A 17,509-nucleotide genomic window follows, 5' to 3' on the forward strand; every position below is an offset into this window, starting at 1 on the left:
CCGGTGCCGTCGCTTCGACGGGTTTCGCCATCGGCTTTCAGGTCAGCATGCACGCACTGCGATTCGACAACGCCTTCGTCCGCGAACTGCCCGGCGACCCGGACACCGCGCCGGGCATCCGCCAGGTGCATGGCGCCCTGTACTCGCGGGTCGAACCCACGCCGGTGCAGGCGCCGCGCGTGCTGGCGTATTCGGCCGAAATGGCCGCGACCCTCGGGCTGGACGCCGAGGACATCGCCAGCGACACCTTCGCCGCGGTGTTCGGCGGCAATGCGTTACTAGACGGCATGGAGCCGTACGCGGCCAATTACGGCGGCCATCAGTTCGGCCAATGGGCCGGGCAGCTCGGCGACGGCCGCGCGATCTCGCTCGGCGAAACCGTCAACGCGGCCGGCGAGCGCTGGGAACTGCAACTCAAGGGCGCCGGACCGACCCCGTACTCGCGCAGCGCCGATGGCCGCGCGGTGCTGCGTTCGTCGATACGCGAATTCCTGTGCAGCGAGGCCATGCATCACCTCGGCGTGCCGACCACGCGCGCGCTGAGTCTGGTCGGCACCGGCGAATCGGTGGTCCGCGACATGTTCTACGACGGCCATCCGCAGGCCGAACCGGGCGCGATCGTGTGCCGGGTCGCACCGTCGTTCATCCGCTTCGGCAATTTCGAACTGCCGGCCTCGCGCGGCGAAAACGAAGTGCTGCGGCAATTGCTCGATTTCTGCATCCGTCGCGATTTTCCGCATCTGTCGGGCGAGGGCGAGGCGCTGTATGCGCGCTGGTTCTTCGAGGTGTGCGAACGCACCGCGGTGCTGATGGCGCATTGGCAGCGGGTCGGCTTCGTGCATGGGGTGATGAACACCGACAACCTGTCCATTCTCGGCCTGACCATCGATTACGGTCCCTACGGCTGGGTCGACAACTACGACCCGGACTGGACTCCGAATACCACCGACGCCGGTCGCCGTCGTTATCGCTTCGGTCAGCAGCCGCAGGTGGCGTACTGGAACCTGAGCCGACTGGCGGGGGCCTTGTCGCCGTTGATCGCGGTGGAACGATTGCAGGACGGGCTGCGTGGTTTCGTCGAGGCCTACAACCAGGCCGAGCGCGACAGCATCGCGCGCAAGCTCGGCCTGCGCGAATGCGGCGACGGCGATGTCGCGCTGATGCAGGAACTGCGCGAATGGCTGCAGATGCATGAGGTCGACATGACGATTTTCTTCCGTGCGCTGGCGCTGATCGATGTCGAGCATGAAACGTTTGATGTGGGCGTGTTCGCCGATGCGTACTACGACCCCGACAAGGCCGGCGCGGGCGAGCCGGCCTTGCGCGCGTGGCTGGCGCGTTACGCCGCGCGTGCGCGCGAGGATGCGATGCCGGCGGCGCAGCGGGTCGAGCGCATGAACGCGGCGAACCCGCGCTATGTGCTGCGCAATTATCTGGCCCAGCAAGCGATCGATCGGGCCGAACAAGGCGATTTCGACGGCATCGCCGAACTGCTCGAGGTGATGCGGCGGCCGTATCAGGATCAGCCCGGGCGCGAGGCGTTCGCGGCGAAGCGGCCGGATTGGGCGCGGGAGAAGGCGGGGTGTTCGATGTTGTCTTGCAGTTCTTGAGTTCGCGTGGTGGAGCAGTTGTCGTGGACGGCGGGGTTTCTACCGTCGCCGCTCGCTATCGTTCTGGTGGGATGCGTCGTGGGTGAGGTTTCGCGGTCGCGGCTTGCGCCGCTCCTACAGTCGCCTTCGTGTCGCACACATGAAAATGGATTTTGCCGCGGCGACTCAAGCAAACTGACGCACCTCATCCGCTTTCGATCGACTGCATGAATCCCGCACCGAGCTTGCGCGTGGTCAGCCACCGCGATACCGATCTTCATGCCGCGTACTGCGACTACGTCGCGCAGGTCTTCACCCAGGCCGACTTCCGCCGCTGGTGCGAATGGCGGCAGTGGAACGAGGACTATCTCGCGTTCTGTGTGTTTCAGGACGGACGCGTGGTCGCCAATGCCTCGGCGATGCGCATGCGGTTGGTGATCGAGGGCGCGCACGTCGACGGCTGGCAGCTCGGCGCGGTCGGTTGTCTGCCGCAATTGCGCGGGCGTGGCCTGGCCCGCACGGCGATGCACGCCGCGTTGGCGCATTGCGGCGACGCGCCGATATTGCTGTTCGCCAACGAACGGGTGCTCGATTTCTATCCGCGCTTCGGTTTCGCGCCCGCGCCGCAGAGCCTGTTCGCGCTCGACTGGCAGGCGCAGCCCGGGTCTGAGCAAGCGCCGGTGCTCGATCTGGCCGATCCGTCGGTGCGCGCGCAGTTCCTGCGCGCCGCCGCGTCGGCGCGGCCGGTCAGCGAGCGTTTCGGCGCGCGCGACTACGGCCGCACCGCGACCTGGTACGCCGCCAACGGCTACGCCAGCGCGCTGCACCGGCTGGATGAGGATGTCTGGGTCTTCGCCCAGGCCGAGGACGGGGTGCTGACGATCGAGGATGTGTTCGCCTCGGAGCCGGTCGATTGGCCGGCCGCGATCGGACGATTGATCGACCAGCCGATTCGCGAGTTGCGCTTCGGCTTCACGCCGGAGCGCGACTGGCCGCAGGCGCGGGTGCTCGGCGAGGAGGCCGATGCCGGCCTGTTCGTGCGCAATCTGGCGGTGCCGGCGTCGCCGAACCGGTTTGCGCTGCTGGCGCGGACCTGAGCCCGATCGCCGCGTGCGTGTAGCCGCTGCGATGCGGTCCCGGTGGTTGCGGCCGTCGCGGCAACCGCCGGGCAGGGCGCTGGAGCGACCCTCAGACCGGAGCGAAGCCCTTGGTGGTCTTCTTTTCGTTCTTCTCGGTGCGCTTTTCCTTCATGGTCTTGGCCGGTTTCTTCTTGGTTTCCTTCTTGCGGTCCATGCCCTTGCTCATGACGTTTTCCTCGCTGGATGACGGTGCGGCGCGGCGGATGCCGGACGCCTGGGCGCAGTATGCGCCCGCGCAGGCGTTCGTGTGTGCGGACCGCTATCGCCGGCGGTCGCGGCGCGGGCTAATCTGCCGGCTCGGCGACTGGCCAGGGCGAGGGCGTGAGCAAGAACGCAGTGGTCAAGAACCGGGTCGTCGATTTCGCGTCGTTGCCCGCCCGGATCGAGCAAGTCCGGGCCGCGCCGGACAGTCGCCGTTTCGAGATCGATCTGGTCGCCATCGCCCGGCCGTCCGCGCAGCGGGATTGTTTCCTGTGCGGGTTTGCCTTGTGCGACAGCCGCGGGTTGGCCGAGGATGCGGCGGCGGTCTGTGTCCATTGCTCGGTCCTGTTTGTCACCGCGCCCGATTACCGACCCGCGCTCGCGCGGTTCAGGCAGCGCGTGGAAAACGCCAATCGGCAGGCGCAGATGCTGTCGGCCGCGATCAATGACCGCCAAGCCATCGATGCGGCGATGCTTTCGGCCCTGGTCGTGGACCTGCCCTTGAGCGAGGTGGAGTTCTACCTCGGGCTGCCGAAGCAGGACCTCACCAGTTTCGATCATGGCCTGGAAGTGGCCCGTTGGCGGGTGGCCGGCGCCGAATTCGAGCTTTGGTTCCAGAGCCGGATCTGCACGTCGGTGAAGTAGTTTCAGACTCCGCTGCCTGGCCAGTGGTCCGCGGCACCCGGCCCGCCCTGGAATCCGCTCAGCGCCGGAGCGGCAGCGCCTGATACCATGGGCGGATGCCTTTGATCACTGTCCAAAACGTCGACTACAGCGTCGGCGGCCCGCTCCTGCTCGAAAACGTCGAATTGTCCATCGAACCGGGCGAACGCATCGCCCTGATCGGTCGCAACGGCGCGGGCAAGTCCACGCTCATGAAGCTGCTCGCCGGCGAAATCCACGCCGACGACGGCGAGATTCGCCGCGAAGGCAACGTCCGCATCGCCCGGCTCGAACAGGAGGTCCCGCCCGGCGCGACCGGCACCGTGTTCGACGTGGTCGCCGACGGCCTGGGCGAACTCGGCCACTGGCTGGCCGAGTACCACCATCTCACCCACGCCGACACCTACGACGCCGATGCGGTCGCCGACGTGCAGACCAAGATCGAGGCCGCCAACGGCTGGGGCCTGGATCAGCGCGTCACCGAGACCCTCGACCGCCTGAGCCTGGACGGCGAAGGCCTGTTCTCCGGGCTGTCCGGCGGCATGAAGCGGCGCGTGCTGCTGGCGCGCGCGCTGGTGTCGTCGCCGGACCTGCTGCTGCTCGACGAACCGACCAACCACCTCGACATCGAAGCCATCGACTGGCTCGAACAATTCCTCAAGTCCTGGCAGGGCGCGCTGCTGTTCGTCACCCACGACCGGCGCTTCCTGCGCGCGCTGGCGACCCGCATCGTCGAAATCGACCGCGGCCAGGTCACCAGCTGGCCGGGCGACTGGGCCAACTACGTGCGTCGCCGCGAAGAACGGCTGCACGCCGAGTCGCAGGAGAACGCGCGTTTCGACAAGATGCTGGCGCAGGAAGAGGTGTGGATCCGCCAAGGCATCAAGGCCCGCCGCACCCGCGACGAAGGCCGCGTGCGCCGGCTCAAGGCGATGCGCAACGAACGCCAGGCGCGGCGCGACACGGTCGGCAACGTGCGCATGGAATTCGCCCAGTCCGAAGCCTCCGGCCGCAAGGTCGTGGAAGCCAAGGAGGTGTCGTTCGATTACGGCGGGCGGATCATGCTCGACAACATCTCCACCACGATCTTCCGCGGCGACCGGATCGGCCTGATCGGCCCCAACGGTAGCGGCAAGACCACCTTGCTCAAGGTCCTGCTGGGCGACCTGCAACCGACCGCCGGCGAAGTGCGCGAAGGCAGCAAGCTGCAGATCGCGTATTTCGACCAATACCGCGCGACCTTGCGCGAGGACTGGAACGCGATCGAGAACGTCGCCGAGGGCCGCGAATTCGTCGAGGTCGGCGGCAAGCAGAAGCACATCATCGGCTACCTGCAGGATTTCCTGTTCACCCCCGAACGCGCGCGCGCGCCGATCACCCGCCTGTCCGGCGGCGAGCGCAACCGCCTATTGCTGGCGAAGTTGTTCGCCCAGCCGTCCAACCTGATGGTGATGGACGAACCGACCAACGACCTGGACGTGGAAACGTTGGAGCTGCTCGAAGAGTTGCTCGGCGACTATCCGGGCACCTTGCTGTTGGTCAGCCACGACCGCGACTTCCTCGACAACGTGGTCACCTCGACCCTGGTCATGGAAGGCAACGGCCGGGTCGGCGAATACGTCGGCGGCTACAGCGACTGGTTGCGGCAGCGGCCGGTGGCGTCGATCGGCGCCAGCAAGGGCAGCCTCGTCGCCAAGGGCGCGGGGTCGAAATCCGAACCCGAGCCGGTGGCTGCGGCGCCGGTGGTGCCGGCCGCGCCCAAGCGCAAGCTCAGCTACAAGGACGCGCGCGAACTGGAGCAACTGCCGCTGAAGATCGAACAACTGGAAACCCGGTTGGCCGAACTGACCGCGCAGATGAATCAGCCGGCGTTCTATCAGCGCGATGCGGCGGCGATCAATGCGCATAACGCGAGCTTGGCGCAGACACAGGTCGAGTTGGATGCGGCGTTTGCGCGGTGGGCGGAGTTGGATGGGTGAGGGCGCGGCGCGGCTTTGGTTGCGTTGTTTTGTCGCGGATCGTCGTTGCTGCTGAGACGGGGATGACGGTGATGAAAGTTGCATCGTCCTTGGTTTGTTCCTACTTGCGTCCTCACAAGTCGTCATCCCAGCGAAGGCGGGGATCCAGGGCTTCATCGCGGCATGACTCTGAAGTCTCTGGATCCCCGCCTTCGCGGGGATGACGGGGGTGAAGTTCGCGTTGATCTTCCGTCCGCGTTCTACGCACTGAACCGCCAGCACTTCTCGATCTTCCAGAACGTCATTCCCGCGAACGCGGGAATCCAGTGACTTTGTTCGTCACTCCCACATGGCAGTTAGCGCGGGTGCCCGCGCCAGAGTCGCTGGATTCCCGCGTTCGCGGGAATGACGGTTATGAAAGTTGCGTCCTCCTTGGTTTGTTCCTATCTGCGCCCTCACAAGTCGTCATCCCCGCGAAGGCGGGGATCCAGGGCTTCACCGCGGCATGAGTCTGAAGTCTTTGGATCCCCGCCTTCGCGGGGATGACGGGGGAGGTGGACCGCGACCGTTCTGCGGCCGATCCTCCGGCGCACATGCCACCGTAAACAACCTTAAGTCAGCGCACATGCCACCGTGAGCAACCCCGTGGCATCGCTTCGATGCATTGCGTCAGCGACCTGCCGTTACGACCCCGACCAGGGCTGGTCGCCCTGGCGTTCGCGCACGCGCGAGCCTGCGGCTCGCAAGCGCGTCCGCTCACCCCAACTTCCGTCCCTTGCGGCCCTCGCGGCCACGGTCCTTAATCGCCCCACAGGCCCCGGACCGGGCCGGCGCGGAGAACGGCGATGGCGCGAATCACACCCACCCTGGCCCTGGCGATCGGCCTGTTCGCGAGCTGCACGGCCGCTCCGGCCGCGGTCAAGGACGTCGCCGCGAACGGCTTCACGATCGAGAACGAACGCACGGTGCCGATCGACCCGGCTACCGCGTGGAATGCTTTGGTCGGCGAGGTCGATCGCTGGTGGCCCAAGGACCACACGTGGTGGGGCGCCGGCTCCACCCTGAGCATCGACCCGCGCGCCGGCGGCTGTTTCTGCGAAATCGGCCGCGACGGCAAACAGCAGGCGCTGCACATGACCGTGGCCTTCGTCGATCCCGGCAAGACCCTGCGCCTGCTCGGCGGGCTCGGCCCGCTGCAGGGCATGGGCCTGAGCGGGGCGATGGAATTCCGGCTCGCGCCGGCCCGGCAAGGCGGCACCCGCATCACCTTGTTCTACCGCGCCGGTGGCTACACCCCCGACGATCTGAGCAAGTTCGTGCCGGTGATCGACAAGGTCCAGGGCCTGCAACTGGCCGGGCTCGCCGATTACCTGAACAAGCCGGCGGGTGCGCCCAAACCGAAGGCGGACGCGACCCCATGAGCGACAGCGGCGCCTACAGCACCCGCCATGCGCGCGGCGCGACCCTGGCGACCCATCGCCATCGCGCGCCTTACGCCGCGCTGGTGCTGGACGGCGACTACACCGAAACCAGTCTCGACGGCCCGCTGCCGTGTCGTCCGGGCACGCTGATATTGCATCCGGCGTATCACGCCCACGGCGATCGCTTCGGCCGGCTCGGCGCGAGCGCGCTGAACATCGAACTGCCCGAGACCACGCTCGAACTCGCCGCCAGCGCCTGGCAGGTGCACGACCTGCGCGAGGCGTGCGAGGTGTTCGCGCGTTGTCCGCAGCGCCTGCCCGAATTGCTGGCGATCGCCACGCCGCAGGCCGCCGCGGAACAACCCGACTGGCAGCCCGCGCTGCTGCGCGCGATGGCCGACAGCGACGACGACATCGCGCTGCTCGCGCGGCGCCTGGGCGTGTCGGCCGAACACGCCAGCCGCGCGCTCAGCCGCAGCTACGGCATGTCGCCGCGCGCCTTGCGTCGCGAAGCGCGCTGGCGCCGCGCGCTGCATCTGCTCGCTGGCGCGCAGTCGCTGGCCGAGATCGCCGCCGCCGCCGGTTTCGCCGACCAGAGCCATCTGCATCGCGTCGTCGTCGCCCATGCCGGCTGCACCCCGGTGCAGTTGCGGCGGCAGATCAAGTACGTACAAGACCGGCGCCCCGCGCTCGCCGCCTAATGACTCCAACGCGCCGCCCGGCGCACACGGAGCCTCCCCCATGAATCGCTTGTTGCCCGTTGTCACCACATTGCCGGTGCTGATGGCCTGGGTCGTCGGTGGTTCGGCCGCGACCCTGCCGCCGCCGCGCGACAGCGGCCCGGCCGCCGCCAAGGCGGTCAGCGACGCCCTCGGCGCGGTGCTGCGCGCCGACGTGCCGACTGCGCTGACCGTGCTGAAGGCCGCGCCGGCCGAACAACTCAACCCGAAGGACGCGACCTTCCGCGGCTGCATGCTGGCCCGCCACGACCGTCGCGCGCCGCCGTACCTGGCCGATACCACCACCACCGATCCGCTGGCGCGGCAGGTGCTGGAAATCTACCAGCGCTATTGGTGGCACGCGGTGCGCGATCCGGCCACGCGTCCGGCCTTCGACGCGAAACTCAAGGCCGAACTCGCCGCATTGACCGGCCAGCCGCCGCCGGCCGATGGCGACGACGCGTTCGATGCGATGGTCGAACCGCTCAACGTCGAACTGCGCAAGCGCGGCTTCCATCCGCTGCAGGGCCGCACGCCGCCGCTGTACGACCTGTTCCTGTGGGGCAAGCAGGACGAACGCGATTACACCGTCGATCTGCCCGACGGTGAGCAACAACCGGTGCGGGTGTTCCTGATGGACGACTGGCTCAGCCGCGGCTGGAGCCATCACACCGCCTGCGGCGCGACCGGCGCGGCCGGCTGGGCCAAACCCGAGGGCCTGTATGCGGTGCGTTCGTCCTACGGCGATCTCAAGGGCGAAGACTTCCGGGTCAGTTTCCTGGGCCACGAAGCCCAGCATTTCGCCGACATGAAGCGCTGGCCGCAGATGCCGTCGTGGACCTTGGAATACCGCGCCAAACTGGTCGAGCTGGCCAAGGCCGACGACACCCGGATCAAGCTGCTGGACAAGTTCTACCGCAGCCAGGACGACGAACCCGATCACCCGCATCCCTACGCCAACAAGCGGGTGATCGCGGCGGTGACGAGCCGGCTCGGCCTGGCCGCCGATGCCGACTTGCGCAAGGCCGATCCTGCCGCGGTGCGCAAGGCGGCGAGCGAGGTGTTGGTCGAGGACACGCGCAAGCGCGAGGCGGAAACGCCGCCTGTGCCTGCATCGAACGCGGGCAAGCCGGCGCAGTAGGGCGGCGTAGTGAATCGGCGAATGAATCGGGATGACGGACTCACGCTCATGTCGTCGAGCTAGGCGACATGAGTTCAATATGGCTTCGAGTTCTGCGTGGGAGGGGCTTGAGCCCCGACGCCTTCCGCTCCGATCGCGCCGAAACCAACCCCGGATCGACCGAAAAATCCCAGCGCCTGCACGCCCCCCGCGACCGCGCAGGTAAACTTACCCCATGCACCAGGACTCCCTGTTCGGCGCCGCGCCGCCCGTTTCGACCGACCTCCATCGCCTGTTCTTCGCGCTGTTGCCCGACGACGCGACGCGCCAGCGCATGGCGAGCGCGGCCGCCGACATCCACACCCGCCACGATGGCGGCGGCCGCCTGATCGGCGCGCATCGCTATCACCTGACCCTGCAGTTCCTCGGCGACGCCCACGAATTCCAGGCCGAGCGCGCGCAAGCGGCGCAGGCCGCGGCCGCCGAGGTGGTCGCGAGCGCGTTCGAACTGCGCCTGGATCGCGCTGGCAGTTTCCGCAATCGCTCGATCCCGTGGTGGCTGGGTTGCGGACAAACGCCGGCCGGTTTGCAGACCTTGTTCGACCGGCTCGGCGTCGCCCTGGCCAAGCGCGGCGTGCGGGTCGAAGGCGGGCACAGCCTGACCCCGCACGTGACCATCGTGCGCGATGCCGCCGCGGCGCTGCATCCGCCGGTCGCGATCGAGGCCATCGACTGGTGGGTCGCCGAGTTCGCCCTGATCCACAGCCAGCTCGGCGCGCGCAACGCCTACACCGTGCTGGGGCAGTGGTCGCTGCACGAGTGAGCGGCGCACAATAGGCCGGTGTCCGCCCCGGAGGCCGCCATGAGCCAGACCGATCCGCGCATCGATGCCTACATCGCCCAGGCCGCGTCGTTCGCGCAGCCGATCCTCGAGCACCTGCGCGCGGTGGTGCATGCGGCCTGTCCGCAGGTCGAGGAAACGATCAAGTGGGGCATGCCGAGTTTCGTCTACGGCGGCAAGATCCTGTGCGGCATGGGCGCATTCAAGCAACACGCGACCTTCGGTTTCTGGCAGGGCGCGAGCGTCGTCGGCGCGTCGGCGGAACGCAGCCGCGAGGCGATGGGCCAGTTCGGCCGCTTGACCCAGGTCGGCGACCTGCCGGGCAAGCGCGAGCTGTCGAAACTGCTCAAGCAGGCGATGGCGCTGATCGATGCGGGCGGCAAGAAAACGGCTGGCAAGACAGCGGCGAGCAAAACCCCGGCGAGTCAGACCCCAGCGAGCGAGGCCTCAGCGAGCAAGGCCCGCGTGCCCAAACCGCCGGTGGTGATCCCCGACGATCTGGCCGTGGCCTTCAAGAAAAACCCCAGGGCGCGCGCCACCTACGCCGCGTTTCCGCCCAGCCAGCAGCGCGAATATGTGGAGTGGATCGAAAGCGCCAAGCGCGAGCAGACCCGCAGCGGCTGCGTTGCCCAGGCGGTGGAGTGGATGGCGCAGGGCAAGATTCGCAATTGGAAGTATGTGGCGAAGTAGGTGCGCGGCGTGAGTTGCGTGCGCGGCGGAAGTGGATTTTGGAACGTTCGATGAGGTTGTTGCGTATGAGACGGATGCGCCGGTGTTGGCGCAACGCTTGCGCGTGACCGCCGCGAAGCTATCGCTGCTGCCGGTCGCCGAAAGTTGCATGCTGCCGATGATACCGCGCAGGCTTGATCCCGAATCCCGAATCCCGAATCCCGAATCCCGAATCCCGAATCCCGAATCCCCGAAAAAGCGCCGTCGATTCGCCCCCTTTGAAAAAGGGGGCTGGCGCCCGGCGTGGCTGTTAGAAGCGCTTGGGTACGTGCGCCGGGGGATTTGCTTTTGCTCTGGCTTGTTCGTCGTGTAAGCGAGAAGAGCAAAAGCAAATCCCCCCTAACCCCCCCTTTTTCAAAGGGGGGAACTGTTGCGTCGGGGCTTGGGACGATGCAGGCGACGCTTGGGGCGATGCAGACGATGTGGGATATCGATGTACGCAGACACCGGATCTTGGCGTAAGCGAAAACGCCTTCGCCTCAGCGCCGAAAATCCACCGCGAACGCGATCAACGTGCCCGGTATGCGGCTCATGCCAGCCGGGCAATCGCCATCCAACGCCACCTGCGCGCGTTCGCCGCTGCCGCGGTTCACGCAGACTTCGAACTGCTCGCCGGCGCCGGTCTGGGTCACGCTGTAATCGTTGTCGCTGCCGATCAGCACCAGATGCTTGCCGTCGCGCAGGCGCGGGCCGATCGCCAGGCCTTCCAGTTTCTCCGGGATGTCGCGCGCACCCGCGTCGCGCAGCGCGGCGAGGATGTCGAGTTCGGGCGCCTTGGCGACCGGCCGCACATCGGCGGGCAACTCGTTGCTGCCGGCCAGCGAACGCTGGGCGACGTTGCTCGCGCCGCGCAGCGAGATGCGATACACGCGCTTGTGCAGCGGCGCGGCGGTGACCTCGACGCCGAGGCCGCGGTTGTCGCGTTCGAGCACCAGGAACTCGCGGTCGCTGAGCGCATGGATCGCGCTCAGGCCGATGCTGCGGCCCTGGTTGGTCGCGGAGAAATCGTCGTCGCCGGACGGATCGATCGCGTTCAACGCGGCGATCGGTTCGAGCTGGTACACGTACTGCGCCTGCGAACGTCCGCTGCGCGCGTCGAACTCGACGATGCGCACGTTGCGGCTGCGGCGGCCGTCGTTGCTGGCGCCTTCCTGGGTCAGCGGGTCCTGCATCACCGCGTACAACTTGTCGCCCGAGGCGTTGAAGGTCAGGCCTTCGAAACCGCGATTGTCCTGACGGCCGCTGACCACCGACTTGCGGTCGCCGACGTAATCGAGCGCGCCCGCCGCGGTGCGCGGCAACAGGTTGTCGGGCGTGGCGAACGCGCGCAGGAAGCGGCCGTTCGGGGCGAATTCGTACACGCTCGGCCCGTATTCGTCGGCGACGAAGAAGTGACCGTTGCGGCCGATCGCGAAGCCTTCCGGGTCGAAACTCATGCCGAGCGTGGATGCATCGCCGTTGAGCAGCAGCGGATTGAGGCCATTGAAGCTCTCGCCGCGGCCCGCGCTGAACACGATGGTCTTGTCGACGATGGGCTGGCCGATCCGGCCGCTGCGCCGATCGAAGGGAATGCGCAGGCGCTGCACGCGAGTGGCGTAGTCGATCACGCCGCCGCCGGGACCGCGATCGGACAACGCATACCAATAACCGTCGCGCGGGTTGTAAGTGAGGTCGGAGTAGAAACCGAAACGGTTGAGGTTGGCCTGGTCGGGCGTGCCCGGCGGCAGGCGCACCGCGTCGCGCGTGGTCGCCGGGGTTTCTTCGATATCGGTCAAGGTCCACTGCGAAGCCGGAACGCTGCCTGCGAAAGCGGGCGCGGCGCAGGCGAGCAGCACGGCGGTGAGAGCGGAACGGATCATGCGGGGCTCCAGGCACAACGGGGGAACCCGCCACGCTAGGGGCCCGATATGTCAGTTCGGTGACGGCGTGGACGGCGTGCCGCCGCGCAGCCGCAGCGTCGCCAGCAGGCCGAAATGATCCGAGGCCCACACGCCGTCGCGGCTGCGGTTGAGGACGATGCGCGCCTGGATCAGCTCGAACGCGGCCGGGTCGTAGAAGACGTGATCGATGCGCTGCGCCGGCAGATAGGCCGGGTTGAGCGTGGTGCTGGCGGCGGCATCGCCGGCCTCGCGCGGATGCGCCTGGGCGTAGGCGTCGCGATAGCGCGCGGCGAGCGCGCGCAGTTCGGGCGAGTCGGCATTGCTGTTGAAGTCGCCGGCGACGATCGTCGGCGCGCCTTGCGCGGTGGCGTCGACGAAGCCGAGCAGGCTGGCGATCTGTTCGCGGCGGATCTCGCCGCCGCCCGCGTCGTTGTGCAGGTGGGTCGCATAGACATTGATGCCGCGGTGTTGCGCGCCCACGCGCAGCAGTGCGTGCGCGACGGTGCGGTAGTCGTTCAACGGCGCGAGCTTGTGCATGTCGCGTGCGGCGACCGGCATCCGGGTCAGGATCGCGTTGCCGTAGCGGCGTGGCGCATCGGCCGCATCGACCGAGACGAACTGCGCCTGATAGCCCAGGGCATCGGCCAGATCCTGCGCCTGATTGCGCAGGCCTTCGTGCTGCAGCACTTCCTGCAGCGCGATCACGTCGGGTTGCAGACGCTTGATCTCGGCGACGATCAAGGCCCTGCGCTTGGGCCAGTCGGTCTTGTCGTGCCACAGGTTCAGGCTCAGCACGGTCAGGGTGACCGGGCGTAGCGCGATGTTTGCGGTGCGCTCCGCGGCGAGGGCCTGCGGCGGAATGGCGAATACGCCGAGCAACGTCAGCGACAGCGCGAATGCGGCGTTGCGCAGGCCGCCGATCCGCTCGCGCGGGGAACGCGGGGCATGGACAGCGATCACGGCGTCGGGAACTCCGCGCAGCCCAGGTACTGCTGATCGCCGACCTGCAGGATCACGCTGGCCGGGTAATCGCGATCGCTCATGCCGTCGCTGCATTGTTCGCGCTTGTAGGTCAGCGAGACCGCGGTGCCGTCGCGGGTGTCGCCGGCGAAGCCGTTGCTTTCCTCGATCACCGTGGCCTTGGGGACTTCGAGCTTGCGCTGGCCGTAGTCGAGTTGCAGCGAGATCTTCGGCTGCGCGCCGGCGCCGACTTCGGCGACCCAGCCCGGTTCGGTGCCGATGGCGCGCAATGCCAGGCCGGAGGCGGTGTGCGGCGCGGCGGCGGGCTTGGGTGTTGCGGTCGGTGCGGTTTTGTCGGCGCAGGCGGCGAGCAGCAACGCGGGCAGGGTACACAGCAGGATGAGGCGCGAACGCATGCGGTGTCTCTCGGTGTTCGGAACGCAGGCCCAGGATAACGCGTGGGGTGTTGCGCGGCGTGTAGGGCGATGTTTGCGGGGTGCGCGATGGTGTCGGGAGGTTTGTCGTTGGCGGGATTTCGCGGTTGCGGCTTACGCCGCTCCTACAGTCGCCTTTGGTTGGATCGGACGCCTCTAGAACGATGGTTGCGGGGTGCGTGATGGTGCCGGGAGGTTTGTCGTTGGCGGGATTTCGCGGTCGCGGCTTGCGCCGCTCCTACAGTCGCCTTCGGCTGGATCGGGCGCGCCTTGTAGGAGCGGCGCAAGCCGCGACCGCGAATCCTCGCTTACGTCGACGGCGTGAGGTCGCTATCGCCACTCGCGATCGAAGAAGATCCGCGTGGGACGCTGCTTTTTCCCGAGACCGCCGCGGGCGTCGTCGCGCAAAAAAGAAAAACGCGCGAAGCCGAAGCTTCGCGCGTTCGAGGTGCATCGCGTTCACCGCGTGAGAATCAGCGCGGCACCAACCTCAGCGCGGAACCGACTCAATACGCAGCACCGGATACTGGTTGTAATGCGTATCCCAGGCCGAATGCTTGCGATAGAAGAAGTCCAGGCGCTGCTGCGGGCTCTTGGCGAACGCCGGATCTTGCAGTTTGGCGTCGAATTCGGCCTTGACCTTCGGGTCCTTGAGCATCTCGCGGGCCACGTCCTCGGCGACGTAGTCCTCCATGTATTCCTTGCGTTCGAAGGCGTTGTTGAACTCGCCCCATGCGGCCAGCGAGTCGGGCGCCTGCGGTTCCAGGATCGCCATCGCCAGCCGCGCCTTGGGTTGGGCGATCGGCACGAACAGCGCGCCGGCGATCAGGTCCTGCGGCTCGGCTTTCCAGGCGCCAGTCAGGGTCGCGCGCTGATGGCCTTCGACCGAGGTCGCGGCGAATTCGGCCTTGTCGGCGCGGAAGCTCTGCACCGGCGCTTGCTTGAGGGCGTGATCGAGGCGGCGATAGCTCACGCCGTGTTGATCGAGCTTGGTCGCGACCCAGGCCGCCTGCGCGGCCGGCACCAGATAGCCGCCGCGCGGCGCGTCGACCACGCGGCTGGGCTGGATGTCGTACTTCAGCGGGATGTTCCAGATCTGCGGTTTGGTTTCGTCGTAACGGGTCATCAGCGCGCCGGACACGTCCGACGGCGTGCGCGTGTAGGCATAACCGCGGAACGCGACGGTGCGGGTCTTGTCGCTGGCCTTGTAGTCCAGCGCGACCGGCTGACCGCCCAGCGACTGCGCGCGCTGGTCGGCGGCGAGCGCCTGGCCGCGCCATTGCGCGCCGTGGGCGGCGATCAGTTCGAGCAGGTCGACGATGGTGTTGCGGGTGATCCGCACGCGAGTCGGGTAGTCCTTCCACGAGTGGGTCTCGACCAGCATGCCCAGGCGATTGCGCAGTTGGAAATAGCCGTGCGAGAAACGCGGCGGCGGCACGCTGTCCTCGAAGCCGGAGGTCGGGTCGTCGGATTCGACGAAGGACGGGTAGTACGACAGCGGCAGCGAACCTTGCGTCGACAGGCGTTCGATCACGCCGTCGCGCCATGCGGTGCCCACCGCGCGCAGCGCTTCGTCGCCGGCATGCACCGGCTCGACCTGGATCGAGACGTCGTGTTCGAACTTGGCGCCGTCGGTGACGTGCAGGTCGACGTAGGCCAGCGGGTCCCAGCGCTCGACCAGCTTGAGCATGGCCTGCATCTCGGGTGCATCGGCCTTGAGGTAGTCGCGGTTGAGGTTGTAGTTCTGCGCGGTGGTGCGCCAGCCCATTTCCTCCGGGCCGCGTTGGTTGGGGCGGTTCCAGCGGCCGAAGCGTTCGTGGCCGTCGATGTTGAACACCGGCACGAACAGCAGCACCTGCTTGTCGAGCGCGTCCTTCGCCGCTTCGCCGTCGAGGATCTGGCGCAGGGCCAGGAAGCCCGCGTCCTTGCCGTCGATTTCGCCCGAGTGGATGCCGCCCTGGATCAAGGTCACCGGCAATTGCCTGGCCTGCGCCTGTTGCGGGGTGAACGCGCCGCTGCGGGTCGCGATCAGCACTTTCATCGGCCGGCCTTCCGGCGTGGTGCCGAAATCCTCGCAACGCACCGCATCGGGATAGCGCTGAGCGAAGGCTTTGCACAACGCGATGACTTCGTCGTAGCGGCCGGTTTTCAGAAAACCGCTGCGCTCGGACACGGTGCTCAGCGCCTGCGGCGCGGCGGCGCTCGCGGCGGGCGCGGCGAGTGCGCAGGTCAAGGCGAGACACAACGCGGCGGTGGCGTGCGGCAGCGCGAGGGACAGGGGCGAGCGGCTATGGGTCATTGCGGACATCCAGCAAGCGGAAAGGGGATTGATCAATCGAGATTGCAGGTCACGCCGGCGCAGGTGCGGGTGTTGAAGTCGTAGATCGCCGAGTGGCCGAGTTCGCCGGTCGGGCGCGGCACGCCGCGCGGTACGTAGAACTTGGCCGAATGCGCGCCGTACAGGCCGCTCGGCACGCGATACGGCTTGAGCACCACGTAGGCGTTGTGCATCGCGAACGCGGACGAATCGCCACGCCCGTCGCCGGGTTTCTGGGTGGCCAGCCATTCGTTCATGTCGCTGTTGCGCGCTTCGCGCAGATAGCCTTCGCGCACGCCGAGCGCGAGCCCGGCTTCGCCGCCGGGGCGGGTGTCGGGCGGTTCGATCGGGACGATCGGCACCACCGGTTCGGACCCTTGCGGCTTGCTCGCGTTGCGCGCGGGTTCGGGCGCAGTTGCGCGGCGCGCGTGGGCGACCGTCTGCATCGGCACGGACGCGCCGCTGCCGGGCGCGTCGGTGTTTTGCGTGTTCGCGTTTTGCGCGGCCGGGGTCGAGCGGTCGGGCGGGACCATCGCGTCGGCGGGCGGCGCCTGCGCGGGCTTGTCGTCGGCGGGGCGCGAGGCGTATTCGAACGCGCGGTTGATCGAATCGCAGCCGACGATCGCCAGGCTCAGGCCGGTGATCAGCAGCAATCGGGGCAGGCGTTGCGACATGGGAGCGGTTCCTGGTCGAGAGCATGCGCACCGTCGGCGATGGGCGCATGGCGTGGGCTAATTTACGGGATCGCGCCGCGCTGCGCCTGTGCAGGATCGGTGCTGCTGCCAACCGGTGACAGCAGTCATGCCGCGACCGTGCATCGCCCGTCGCCGTCGTGCGGGCAACGCGGGCGATGACCTAGACTTGCGCATCGCCTCTCGCTTTGAATCGTCCGGACGGCCCGCATGTACGCTCTGTATTACTCACCCGGCACCGCCAGCCTCGTCGTCCATTGGCTGCTGATCGAGATGGATCTGGCCCACGAGCTGCGACCGGTCGACATCGAGGCGCGCGACCACAAGCGCGCCGAGTACCTCGCGCTCAATCCCAACGGCCTGGTGCCGACCCTGATCGTCGACGGCGAGCCGCGCTACGAAGCGGCGGCGCTGGCGATGTACCTGGCCGATCGCCACCCCGAGGCCGGCCTCGCGCCGAGCATCGCCGATCCGCGGCGCGCGCAGTACAACCAGTGGATGTTCAACCTGACCAACACCCTGCAATCGCCGCTGCGGCTGTGGTGGTATCCCTCCGACCTGCAGGCCGACGACGAGGCCGTGCGGCTCGGCGCGCAGGCGCGGATCGAGGCGGCCTGCGAACGGCTCGACGCGCACCTGGCGCAGCACGGCCCGTACCTGCTCGGCGAGCGGCTGAGCGTCGCCGATTTCTATCTGACCATGCTGATGCGCTGGACCCGCAAGATGCCCAGGCCGGCGCACGACTGGCCGCATCTGGGCGCGTTCGCCCAGCGCATGAAGGCGCGGCCGAGTTTCGCCGTGCTGTATCAGCGCGAAGGTTTGAGCGAATGGGCGTGAGAAGGGGCG

Annotated in this window: 15 protein-coding genes; 10 read left to right on the forward strand and 5 right to left on the reverse strand. The window is 67.7% G+C overall.

The window, feature by feature from the left end:
- The first annotated feature begins 47 nt into the window (after nt 1–47).
- The 9 genes from KME82_RS09590 (at nt 48) to KME82_RS09630 (ending at nt 10,341) form a co-directional block, all read left to right on the forward strand.
- A complete protein-coding gene (locus tag KME82_RS09590; protein WP_215498297.1) occupies nt 48–1,610 on the forward strand; it encodes a protein adenylyltransferase SelO in 1,563 nt (520 codons plus the stop codon).
- 206 nt (nt 1,611–1,816) lie between these two features.
- Nucleotides 1,817–2,686: a GNAT family N-acetyltransferase gene (locus tag KME82_RS09595; protein WP_215498298.1), complete on the forward strand. Its 870-nt coding sequence runs from the start codon at nt 1,817–1,819 to the stop codon at nt 2,684–2,686.
- Nucleotides 2,687–3,064: 378 nt separating this feature from the next.
- Nucleotides 3,065–3,574: a hypothetical protein gene (locus KME82_RS09600; RefSeq protein WP_215498299.1), complete on the forward strand. Its 510-nt coding sequence runs from the start codon at nt 3,065–3,067 to the stop codon at nt 3,572–3,574.
- 95 nt (nt 3,575–3,669) lie between these two features.
- Complete coding sequence (locus KME82_RS09605) at nt 3,670–5,571, forward strand: ATP-binding cassette domain-containing protein (protein WP_215498300.1); 1,902 nt, start codon at nt 3,670–3,672, stop codon at nt 5,569–5,571.
- An 824-nt stretch (nt 5,572–6,395) separates the two neighbouring features.
- Complete coding sequence (locus tag KME82_RS09610) at nt 6,396–6,971, forward strand: SRPBCC domain-containing protein (RefSeq protein WP_215498301.1); 576 nt, start codon at nt 6,396–6,398, stop codon at nt 6,969–6,971.
- Nucleotides 6,968–7,672: an AraC family transcriptional regulator gene (locus tag KME82_RS09615; protein WP_215498302.1), complete on the forward strand. Its 705-nt coding sequence runs from the start codon at nt 6,968–6,970 to the stop codon at nt 7,670–7,672. The genes KME82_RS09610 and KME82_RS09615 overlap by 4 nt, the downstream gene beginning before the upstream one ends.
- Nucleotides 7,673–7,712: 40 nt before the next feature.
- Nucleotides 7,713–8,831, forward strand: a complete 1,119-nt coding sequence (locus KME82_RS09620; protein ID WP_215498303.1) for a hypothetical protein — start codon at nt 7,713–7,715, stop codon at nt 8,829–8,831.
- A 214-nt stretch (nt 8,832–9,045) separates the two neighbouring features.
- Nucleotides 9,046–9,633, forward strand: coding sequence for an RNA 2',3'-cyclic phosphodiesterase (gene thpR / locus KME82_RS09625; RefSeq protein ID WP_215498304.1), 588 nt, complete (start codon nt 9,046–9,048; stop codon nt 9,631–9,633).
- 39 nt (nt 9,634–9,672) lie between these two features.
- Complete coding sequence (locus tag KME82_RS09630; RefSeq protein WP_215498305.1) at nt 9,673–10,341, forward strand: YdeI/OmpD-associated family protein; 669 nt, start codon at nt 9,673–9,675, stop codon at nt 10,339–10,341.
- Nucleotides 10,342–10,859: 518 nt separating this feature from the next.
- Here KME82_RS09630 and KME82_RS09635 read toward each other — a convergent pair.
- From KME82_RS09635 to KME82_RS09655, 5 genes are all read right to left on the reverse strand, one after another.
- Nucleotides 10,860–12,239 (reverse strand): esterase-like activity of phytase family protein, encoded by a 1,380-nt coding sequence (locus KME82_RS09635; protein ID WP_215498306.1) that lies wholly within the window; start codon nt 12,237–12,239, stop codon nt 10,860–10,862.
- A gap of 51 nt (nt 12,240–12,290) precedes the next feature.
- Complete coding sequence (locus KME82_RS09640; protein WP_215498307.1) at nt 12,291–13,220, reverse strand: endonuclease/exonuclease/phosphatase family protein; 930 nt, start codon at nt 13,218–13,220, stop codon at nt 12,291–12,293.
- A complete protein-coding gene (locus KME82_RS09645) occupies nt 13,217–13,636 on the reverse strand; it encodes a hypothetical protein (protein WP_215498308.1) in 420 nt (139 codons plus the stop codon). Before KME82_RS09645 ends, KME82_RS09640 begins: the two co-directional genes overlap by 4 nt.
- 508 nt (nt 13,637–14,144) lie before the next feature.
- Complete coding sequence (locus KME82_RS09650) at nt 14,145–15,920, reverse strand: M14 family metallopeptidase (RefSeq protein ID WP_430538837.1); 1,776 nt, start codon at nt 15,918–15,920, stop codon at nt 14,145–14,147.
- Nucleotides 15,921–15,985: 65 nt separating this feature from the next.
- The gene (locus KME82_RS09655) at nt 15,986–16,645 is read right to left on the reverse strand and encodes a hypothetical protein (RefSeq protein WP_215498310.1); all 660 of its coding nucleotides are present in this window, start codon (nt 16,643–16,645) and stop codon (nt 15,986–15,988) included.
- Nucleotides 16,646–16,873: 228 nt separating this feature from the next.
- Between KME82_RS09655 and KME82_RS09660 the strand changes: the two genes are divergently transcribed.
- Nucleotides 16,874–17,500 (forward strand): glutathione S-transferase family protein, encoded by a 627-nt coding sequence (locus KME82_RS09660; protein WP_215498311.1) that lies wholly within the window; start codon nt 16,874–16,876, stop codon nt 17,498–17,500.
- Nucleotides 17,501–17,509: the final 9 nt, after the last annotated feature.

It is taken from the genome of Lysobacter capsici (assembly GCF_018732085.1).
Classification (GTDB): domain Bacteria; phylum Pseudomonadota; class Gammaproteobacteria; order Xanthomonadales; family Xanthomonadaceae; genus Lysobacter; species Lysobacter capsici_A.

Excerpts from the sequence above, each read along its gene's own strand:
- KME82_RS09590 (WP_215498297.1), top strand. The coding sequence starts at position 48 with ATGCACGCACTGCGATTCGACAACGCCTTCGTCCGCGAACTGCCCGGC.
- KME82_RS09595 (WP_215498298.1), top strand. The coding sequence starts at position 1,817 with ATGAATCCCGCACCGAGCTTGCGCGTGGTCAGCCACCGCGATACCGAT.
- KME82_RS09605 (WP_215498300.1), top strand. The coding sequence starts at position 3,670 with ATGCCTTTGATCACTGTCCAAAACGTCGACTACAGCGTCGGCGGCCCG.
- KME82_RS09610 (WP_215498301.1), top strand. The coding sequence starts at position 6,396 with ATGGCGCGAATCACACCCACCCTGGCCCTGGCGATCGGCCTGTTCGCG.
- KME82_RS09615 (WP_215498302.1), top strand. The coding sequence starts at position 6,968 with ATGAGCGACAGCGGCGCCTACAGCACCCGCCATGCGCGCGGCGCGACC.
- KME82_RS09620 (WP_215498303.1), top strand. The coding sequence starts at position 7,713 with ATGAATCGCTTGTTGCCCGTTGTCACCACATTGCCGGTGCTGATGGCC.
- thpR (WP_215498304.1), top strand. The coding sequence starts at position 9,046 with ATGCACCAGGACTCCCTGTTCGGCGCCGCGCCGCCCGTTTCGACCGAC.
- KME82_RS09630 (WP_215498305.1), top strand. The coding sequence starts at position 9,673 with ATGAGCCAGACCGATCCGCGCATCGATGCCTACATCGCCCAGGCCGCG.
- KME82_RS09635 (WP_215498306.1), bottom strand. The coding sequence starts at position 12,239 with ATGATCCGTTCCGCTCTCACCGCCGTGCTGCTCGCCTGCGCCGCGCCC.
- KME82_RS09645 (WP_215498308.1), bottom strand. The coding sequence starts at position 13,636 with ATGCGTTCGCGCCTCATCCTGCTGTGTACCCTGCCCGCGTTGCTGCTC.
- KME82_RS09655 (WP_215498310.1), bottom strand. The coding sequence starts at position 16,645 with ATGTCGCAACGCCTGCCCCGATTGCTGCTGATCACCGGCCTGAGCCTG.
- KME82_RS09660 (WP_215498311.1), top strand. The coding sequence starts at position 16,874 with ATGTACGCTCTGTATTACTCACCCGGCACCGCCAGCCTCGTCGTCCAT.